The sequence below is a fragment of the Lederbergia sp. NSJ-179 genome, assembly GCF_022867885.1.
Lineage (GTDB): Bacteria > Bacillota > Bacilli > Bacillales > Bacillaceae_C > Lederbergia.
Genome location: NZ_JALIFP010000067.1, coordinates 1 through 9133, shown reverse-complemented (window position 1 = coordinate 9133; position 9133 = coordinate 1). Strand labels below are relative to the sequence as shown.

6 protein-coding genes and 2 pseudogenes are annotated in these 9133 nt (G+C 35.1%); 3 read left to right on the top strand and 5 right to left on the bottom strand.

The window, feature by feature from the left end; translation table 11 throughout:
* Positions 1–147: 147 nt before the first annotated feature.
* From MUB24_RS22420 to MUB24_RS22410, 3 genes and pseudogenes are all read left to right on the top strand, one after another.
* Positions 148–1035 (top strand): annotated as a pseudogene (locus MUB24_RS22420) (transposase); the annotation flags it as partial.
* A 524-nt stretch (positions 1036–1559) separates the two neighbouring features.
* Positions 1560–2210 (top strand): hypothetical protein, encoded by a 651-nt coding sequence (locus MUB24_RS22415; protein ID WP_244707870.1) that lies wholly within the window; start codon positions 1560–1562, stop codon positions 2208–2210.
* Positions 2211–2313: 103 nt separating this feature from the next.
* Positions 2314–2835, top strand: coding sequence for an rRNA methyltransferase (locus MUB24_RS22410; protein ID WP_244707868.1), 522 nt, complete (start codon positions 2314–2316; stop codon positions 2833–2835).
* A gap of 260 nt (positions 2836–3095) precedes the next feature.
* Here the strand turns inward: MUB24_RS22410 and MUB24_RS22405 are convergent.
* From MUB24_RS22405 to MUB24_RS22385, 5 genes and pseudogenes are all read right to left on the bottom strand, one after another.
* A pseudogene (locus tag MUB24_RS22405) lies at positions 3096–3567 on the bottom strand (GNAT family N-acetyltransferase).
* 323 nt (positions 3568–3890) lie between these two features.
* A complete protein-coding gene (locus tag MUB24_RS22400; RefSeq protein ID WP_244707864.1) occupies positions 3891–4322 on the bottom strand; it encodes an N-acetyltransferase in 432 nt (143 codons plus the stop codon).
* Positions 4323–4622: 300 nt separating this feature from the next.
* A complete protein-coding gene (locus tag MUB24_RS22395) occupies positions 4623–4955 on the bottom strand; it encodes a DinB family protein (protein WP_313898491.1) in 333 nt (110 codons plus the stop codon).
* A gap of 1478 nt (positions 4956–6433) precedes the next feature.
* Entirely contained in the window at positions 6434–7849 is a 1416-nt protein-coding gene (locus MUB24_RS22390) for a glycoside hydrolase family 76 protein (protein WP_244707862.1), read from the bottom strand.
* 330 nt (positions 7850–8179) lie between these two features.
* Positions 8180–8638 carry a staygreen family protein gene (locus MUB24_RS22385; protein ID WP_244707859.1) on the bottom strand — a complete coding sequence of 153 codons (459 nt, stop codon included), beginning with the start codon at positions 8636–8638 and terminating at the stop codon, positions 8180–8182.
* Positions 8639–9133 lie beyond the last annotated feature (495 nt).

Genomic DNA, 9133 nt, shown 5'->3' with positions numbered 1-9133 from the left:
AGGATGGCTCACAAACAAAAATTAATGGTGGGTAATCCAACCTCGTAAGCCATGCAAATCCTTCTGGCTGTAACATAGTAGAAGATCCACGTTCTACCCCACCTTAAAAATTAAAAATCCGTGTCTTGACAATGGGGTCCACTTTACCTAATGACTGAATGGCATATTCGATATAGAGGCAGAGGTGTCATGATTTACTGGCATGTGGCTAAACATTCAACCTGTATCTACTCTCAATTAAAATCATGCTCTTCTTCTGAGGTAGCGTCAATGATTGAAGGAGTTTTGAAGCACTGTACAAGCATGGAGGTTGAAAAAAATTATGTAGATAGTCACGGTCAAAGCGAAGTAGCTTTTGCCTTTTGCCATCTCTTGGGGTTTCAGCTTATGCCACACTAAAAGCTATCAACTCCCAAAAGTTGTATAGGCCAGATAGTGGCATGAGTGATGCTTTTCCTAATTTATAACCCATTCTTACAAGACCTATCAACTGGGAATTGATTCGTCAGCAATATGATCAGATGATTAAATACGCTACTGCTCTACGCCTTGGTACTGCTGAAACAGAGGCAATCTTAAAACGATTTACAAGAAGTGACTTAAAACATTCTACTTATCAAGCTTTTATCTTAGCTAGGAAAAGTCATTAAAACCATTTTCTTATGTGATTATATAGGTTCGGAAGACATTCGGAGGGAAATTAATGAAGGCCTCAATGTTGTGGAGAATTGGAATTCCGCCAACGGATTTATTTTTTACGGAAAAGGTGGGGAAATTTCAACAAATAGATTGGAAGACCAGGAGGTTGCTGTTCTTTCCCTGCATTTATTACAAAATTGCCTTGTGTCTATAAATACACTCATGATTCAATCTGTTTTATCAGAAAAGAAATGGATGGATACGATGACACCTGAAGATTTGAGAGCGTTAAGTCCGCTTATCTACAGCCACGTAAATCCTTACGGAATCTTTAAATTGGATATGATGGAGCGAATTCCAATTGAAGAAGTGGCATTAGAAATGGTGTATTTTTAATTTAATTCCTTATTGCGGGTAGTGACAGCTTCGCTGGTACTACCCCATATCATAGGTCACTTGATTGGGTTATTTTTTCGACAAAAACTTTCGACTCCCCAGAATACATTGAATTATTGAAAAATTACTCCTATAATAGTCAAGAGAAGGGTGGTTCTCAGATGGAAAAAGATCTACGCATAAAAAGTCATGTTTTAGTAAAGGTACCTTAAAGCACCAAACACTAAGAAATTGCTAAATTATAACGAAGAAGCCGAGAGGTTATATAGTGAGGCACTAGCTTCAGGGAATAGCAGCAGAACAGTCACGTTGATTCTTGCCAAGATAAGGGATTACGTTAGATGGTATTGGACATTATCTTAAAATGATACATAACTTCCATTTAGTAATCCTTGAAAATACCTGATAAAAACATTTTAAAAGAATGTACTTAAACTAATGACAGTTTGGTGAAGGAAGTATCGGAAGGGAAATCTGGAATTGCGACGAGTAAGCATTTTTTATCTGAATAGGGGTGGTAGAACATGGAAATGAAAAGTAAAAAAGGAGAAGTGCTAGCAATCGTGGATATCGACTTATTTCAAGAGGAGAACGATGTTGATAAAATTATTAGAGAATTGAAACCTGGCATGGGTAAGGGGATATATATTGCTGGTGAGAAAAAAATCAGTCAACAAACAAATTACGAGGCTGTAAAATGGCTAAAGGGTCTCGATGAACTAAAGGAAAAAGTGCCTTTATGGGAGCCTGCATTCCCTGTTAATGCAGAGTTTATCGATATTCAGGTTTACTATGGATTTGATAATTTGACCCAAGCAGAGATTGATGAAATGACCACTGAAAGTGAAAGAACTGGTAAAAACGTTGTACGTGACCTTAAACCTAACGACACAGTAGTTGGTGTGAGTCTAGTTTGCCGTAAGGAAGAAAGAACATTCGAATTTCGGATTTTCGGTACCACAAAAAGCCGTATTCACGTACCTAATGTAGAACATCACACTATCGAAAACTTAACCATTCGTTCAAACGAGGCTGTTTACATTGGGGACAGTGATAAACAACAATTGATTTGGGCAGAGTTAGGTCCAATGTTTGGGAAGGCTCTACAATATGAAATATTGACGGAGTGTAGGAGCCGTAATTGGCTTATCTCCATCGCTGATTCATTAGCATAAGGTTGTTGAGCTAGCAGGACATTTCTTCAAGTTAGATGGGAACAGTCTTGATTATACAGATCGACTTTTGTCTGTGTTTTCAAAGTGGAATTTATCTTTTAAAATGACAACTATAGAAGGCAAAACAGGCAATCCCATTTATCGTGTATGGATGAAAGGAAAAGCTAGTCTTTTAAAGCTTGCTGACATTATATACGAAAATGTGAATTCCCATAATTTTCATGTGTATAAAAGGGTTTATATGACACAACATGCAGATCAACCTTATGACGTGGATGATTCTAGGGATATACCCAGGTGGAAATTTAAAGATGGAAAATTAGTCCATACTAATAATACCAGAATATCATTCCGAACAAATATCAGCCAATCAATATTAGAATCACTTAAACAAATCGCCGAGGAGAAGAATACTCATGTGAATTATCTTCTTGAAGATGGTTTAAAAAAGTTATTAACTCATGAAAAAATTGTAGTGTGTAAAGAATTACGGCCTAAAGATCGTATACAATATAAAACAACTTACGATCAAGATTTATTAATAAAAGTAAAAGCATTCGCAAAAAAGAATCATTTATTCATAAATGATGTAATTGAATATAGTGTTCGATTTATTGATGATTAATTTATTAAGATGGTAAAAAGAGAAGCAACCATCTTTTTTCTTATTCAACCTTCTAGTTTACATAATATTCATTATGAGAAGTTAAATGTAGAGAAAGAAATACTGTCTCATAATAAAAGTATACTCTTAACATTGAGACAAAAGTTTAATTTATAAAAATTTAATTTCTATAAGTTGTTTTAAATTATATCTATTTGCTTAAGTAATCCTTGAAATATGAATAATAAAGTTGTTTACTTCTTGTTTCACTAACGCCCCCGTTACTTGAATACCTTATACCAATACAAATAAAACCTGCACGCTCCAAGATTATCATCTTGAGCCTCTAGAGACATTCCGATAAGTTTTCTTTGTTTTGCTCACTCTTCCGCTTTAGTTAAGAGCAACTTCCCGATTCCAGAACCTCTAAATTCTTTTTTTGACGATATTTTCAATATAACAGAAACGATTCCAATCTTTAATTATTCTAATTTGCCCAATGCAATTATTATTTTTATAAGCTAAAAATAGAGCTTTATCATCACGGTTTATATATCGGCTCCAATCAAGTTTATCATCTGGGAAACGAATTTCTTTAGTTTCATCAAATAGATTTTCTTCAAAAGACCATTTTCCTGATTGAAAACTGGGTACAACCTCACCAAACACTTTAAAATAATCATTTGTTTTATTGATGTCCTCAATTAATTCATCCTTTAATGGAGAAATTATGATTTCCTCTGCAATATTCATTTTGACACCTTCACATTCTGAAAAAGAATTTTACTAACACAGCAAATACCTACCCTATTCAACATTACTCTTCAATAAGAAAAACGGCGACACCTTGTTCAAGCATCGCACTCGTTAGTTCATTAAGAAAAAGCACCTGTTAGTTAGCGGTTGGCGAAAAAACAGCCTTTAAGGGCTCATCCGCATCAACAGCGTACCACGGACAATCACTTCTAAGTTCCGCAGGCGGGGCCCCGTACCCCTTCCAGCGATCACTAAGAAGTGGGCACGGCAGTCAAGGGCAAGCTGTTACACAATTCTTGTCCGTTTGTTTAATACAACACCTAATCTTTTTTCCATTCCATTAAAAATTCTTCTTCGGAAGTCTGTTCATCTATTGTTTCTTCTTTTATTACAAAGCCATTTTTAAAATAGAAATCAACGGCTTTTTTATTTCTCTTGTACACTTTTAATTGTATATTTTCCCTCTGTCTTTTTATAAAATCTAACAATCCCTTTCCATATCCCTTACCTTGATGCTTAACATCAATAAATAATGCAGCCAAATAATTATCCATCATTGATACGAAACCGACAACATCTTTTTCGTTACTTACAACATAGGTTTCGGACATTGGGATATACTTTTCTTCCATCTCCGATCGCTGTGATTTCCAATAATTTTTATTAATAAAGTCGTGTGCTATTAAAGAACCTTCATACCATATTTTTACTAATTTATTGACTTCTGTATTCTTGTTTGATCTAATATTCACCTTATCACCCCTAACATATAAATCTCGTTGTAAACTGCCCCGTTAATTGAATAAGAATTAAACAACTTTATTATTTTTAAAGAACTTTATTATAAATTAAATAACTTTATTATCTCTGGATACCGGCCTCCAATCTTAATGTCTGATAAATTATATATACAGGAAACTGCATTTACAACTTTAAGCAAATTATACCATAAAAAAATCGGTCCCTTTACAACGCTCAGGAAGCGTTTTTTTAATTTGGCTTGTTAAGCTAACCTGCTGCCGTTAGCACAATAAGATTAGAACAAAAATAATCTAATTGTTTAATTTCCCATTTATTTGTTGCAAATGATGAATATCGTGTTTTACAAAGATTTTTATAAAACTTTCACCTGAGAACATCCGCTTCCCCTTTCCTATTGTAAACCTAACATCTTCCCCTACTTTTGAGATATGTTCAATAAGTTCCTTCCGTGTTTCTATGAAAGCATCTATAATAGATTCTACTGAGTGGTTTCTTAAAAATGATATTGCTTCCTTATTATGTTGGTCATGATTGGGAAACTGTGGCAAGTTTGCTCCGTTAGCCATTAACGGTACCATTTTTTCAAGATTATACTTATCCCAATAATATAAATGTCCTAAAATTTCTCTAATAGACTATTTTCCTTTACTAATCGGTTCATTTAATTGAAATTCTTGTACATCTTTTAATTTCTGAATGGCATCCAAAGTTTCTTCAAATTTCTTTAAAGTTTTCTTCATATCGCTTTCCCCTATCTAATAAATTTGAATATTATGTATTTATAAGCTAATTCTTTTCGTTATGGTTTGAATCAAAAAGATTCGGTAAAACACATGACAATAAGAAATATATGATTGTATGAACAATAGACAACTAAAAAGAAGCATTTGTACGAAGAAACGCACATCATTATCAACTAATTAAAAGCCGTAATCAGCCACCTCATTTCAATTTTTAATGAGATGGCTACTGTTTATATTTGATTAATGTATTCTATAGAATTATAGTGACTGAATAATATGGTCATTAACAAATGCTTTTATGAAAAATAATTCATTATCATCATGTTTATTCTAAAATTAATAAAATAATTTAAGATTTTCTCACTTTATTTTTTTACACTCGTACCTCCTTGTTTCACTAAGGAAAATTATAACATAACCCAAACTATACATTAAGAAATTTCGAAATATTAATTGAGTTTATTTCAGTTATTTATAGTTCGCAGTTCGATAAAAAAGCGACATAAAAGCAAAAAAAGGGAGCTATCCGCTCCCAGTAATTATTTGTTATTTTTTGCATTCTTCTTTTTAGAATTGTCTGCTTTGTCTACTTGGAAGGAAGTTTCAGTTTCATGATCTTTTTTTTTGCTGTTCCATACTTAAATTTTGGGTTCCTTTTTTCATTATAGTTTCACCACCTAAGATATTTAGTGCCGAATTAACACAAAAAAATTCGTAGAAAAGTGTTACGAAAATGAACAGGATGGCAAAAGGCGGAAGAAAAACTTAGGCAGAAACAACAATTGGAAGAACAAGAAGAAAGAAAAAAGCGAAAACCCGAACATAAAGCGACATAACTAAAACACTACTCAAACTGTTGCAGAGTAGTCTCAGCCCAGTCCGAATATGAGCCGGTGCCGTTGCAACTAGGACAAGTCGGATCGAGAAATGCATCCGTGACAAAAAAACCTCTTCCAGAACAGTCGGGGCACGTACCCTTGTGGCGGTTGGTACTTATTTTCTTTTTAAGATGAGCAGAGTTCCAGTCGGATATCTTGTTCGTTATTTTATTTAAAATCATGTCAATCACCTCAGATTTTATTATGAGGACTTATGAGACATATTATTCATTTGAACCAAAAAGCGACATAAAAAGGTGATGTTTGAGTCGGTTATGTCTCGGAATTAAGGAAAATTATTGTCATTATGCAGTTGAATATTAAAACAAAGTGTTTCATTAGATTCTCTGAAGCCACTGAAACTTTTTTAGCATGTCAAAAATGGAGGAATCGTCTAGGAAATGGGCTTTACGTTGTAGGCACAGTTTCCTAGACGATATCCCTCTCAGACCGATTACAACAACCTAAGCAAGAATCTTTCTACCTTGATTTTAGTAAATCGGCAAATTGTTCAATTAAGTCATTGGTAGTCGCTTGAAGGAGACGATGCGCTTTGTTAGAAATCAACTCTTGTTCTTTTTGATGATTCAAGAGTTCTTTAAAACTCTCTAAATGTTTAACAACTTTCTCGACAGCTTCTTGTTGTTCAAAATGTCTAACGGCAGTTAAATGAAGTTTCAGTGAATGAGCGGCTTGATCGCTTGTGATTTCACCTTCAGTTTCGAACTGCTCTATCATATCATTAAGAAGTGATAGCGACTGGGGAGGAGAAGCATTTTCAATCATTGAAGCTTGCTCCATCAACATCACACCACTCAATTGTTGACTTAATTCGATTTCAAGTTCAGGGGCTCGCTTCCAGGAAGCACCGAATAAAATCTTATCTTCTGACTTCGTTAACTCCCAAGCGCTTTCCGCATTATCCAGGATGAATGGAGCTAAATATCTTTGTTGCGGCTCTTCTTCTATTAGGTCGCCCAAATAGCGAATGAAAATTCCTTTAAATAGTCCTCCATCTCCCCCTCCCTGTTCATTTAATACGTTCGTGATGGGATCGGCCAGTCGATCAATGGCCGTTTCCGCTGTCTGTAATGCAGCTTCCATATACTTTTCTTCTTCTGTTATGCGATATAACTCGACAGATGCACCAATATATACACCTTGATTATAAGTGAATTCCCAGTTCTTATCGATATTTCCATCACCAGTCCGATTAATACCATCCCATACAAAACCTGTTTGCGGATCCACGAGAATGGAGCGTTGCCAGTCATAGATTTTTTTAGCCCACTCTAGATCATCTGGATTGTCATACTTTTGATATAAACGAGAGGCAAGAATGACGGCAGGGGCATTGGAAGGTGTATTCTTATAATCCAATTGTGATTTATTCCATGCAATTCCACCACCCATTTCATTATTCCATCCTTGCTTAATATCTTCCCATAAAGTAAAAACAGCGCTTTCAATTTCTGGATCATCCTTATATTCGTTTAACCGAAGTAAAGCTAGTCCCATCCATAGCATATCATCATAGAACTGATTTGTTATTCCGCCATTTTTTTCCACAATACTGTTGAACAGCGCAGTGGCCTGATGAAGATACTCATCGTTATTCGTACGCTCATAACCATCAACAAGCGTATCTATAGCATGAGCTAACCACCAGTAATGGAATTGGTCATTGCAATTTTGACACGGATACTTATTGTTGAATAAATTCGTTTCCGCATTCCAAAAATTTGATTGCAATGAGTCCTGTGCCATTGCCGCTCTTTTACTCCAAACACCTTCATTATCCAACTCTTCTGCCATAACGTCAGCATTTGGTCCTTGAAAAAACAGAGAAAAACTAATGAAGAACATAAAAAAGATGAAACTAATTTGTTTGGTCACGTTTCATTCCTCCTACATTTTTGTTAGATCGATAGTAGATTTTAGACGGTCACCCGTAATTCTCATCATATAGCCTTTAGGCAAGGGCATTCACAATAAAACCTTGTCTATATCCAATCGATAAGATCCCTCCTTTTAAAATATTGATAGATTAATATCAAAAAATATATCAATATATTATGTATACTGCATACCATATTATTATACCTTCCACATTATGGAATTATTTTTATTTTTAACGACATAACCTTGAAAATAAATGAAACCGGAACCCCACGCTCCGGTTTCATTCTTATGCTCCTTTTTTCCATTTGTGAATGGAGTCTCTGTTCAAGCAGATAAATATTTTCTTGGTGTGCCAAATTTTTTTACAGAATGAGACTGTGGATATTCAGAAAAACATTCTATTAAAATAGGTGCGTCTAATAACCAAGGCACATGTTGAAATAGAGAGTAATCTGCTTTCACGATAAGAGAAAGCAGATAGGGAATTTCATATTGCCATTGCTGATAAAGCTCATTTGCTCTCTCTACGTCCCATTTTTTTTCATTTATTTTGATTTTTCCTGTTAGTACATACTCCCCCATTTTTGGCTTCCACTCTAGCACCAATTTATCCTCTTGCTCTGAACTGTCCTCATCTATGTCACAGGAAGCACCAATGGATAAAACATGAGCATTTCCGGCTTTTGTTAGTCCCAAACTATATTTGCGTCCGTCCACCGGGGCAAACGAAGTGGCTGGAGGAACGATGATCACAGTCAGTTGCCCGACTTGTAGCTTTTCCATTTTCCAACTCCCCTTTTATTTGTTGCTTTATTATATGGAAAAGGCCTAAGATGGGTGAAATGTATAGAAAATAAAGTGAAATTTTGCTTTTCTTTCCATACTTTACACATAAAAAAGATGAGACCAACTATTCGGTCTCATCTTTTTTATCATCTAGGTAATGTCCAATTGTCGTTGTGCCTTTAGTCGTTCTCCCTATACCAAGGCGCTTGCGCTTTTCTTACAAGGAAAGTATAAAAATTGGCTAGCGTTGAGATCCAGCTCCAGGCGCCATCGGCTCGAGGTCAAATAACCTGAGCCAATAAAAGTCAAGATCGGACTTTTCTTGTCTCAGAACATTTGCTTGTCGCCGATAGGCGGGCGCCTTGTGCTTTTCTTAAAAGGTAAGAAAGTATAAAAATTGGCTAGCGTTGAGAGCCAGCTCCAGCGCCTCAATTATAGGTGTTACTATTGGATTTATTTTTTCTTTTTTAATTTTAAATGTCTTTACATATG

Coding starts and splice junctions, on each gene's coding strand:
- MUB24_RS22415 (WP_244707870.1), top strand. CDS start 1,560: ATGGAAATGAAAAGTAAAAAAGGAGAAGTGCTAGCAATCGTGGATATC.
- MUB24_RS22410 (WP_244707868.1), top strand. CDS start 2,314: ATGACAACTATAGAAGGCAAAACAGGCAATCCCATTTATCGTGTATGG.
- MUB24_RS22385 (WP_244707859.1), bottom strand. CDS start 8,638: ATGGAAAAGCTACAAGTCGGGCAACTGACTGTGATCATCGTTCCTCCA.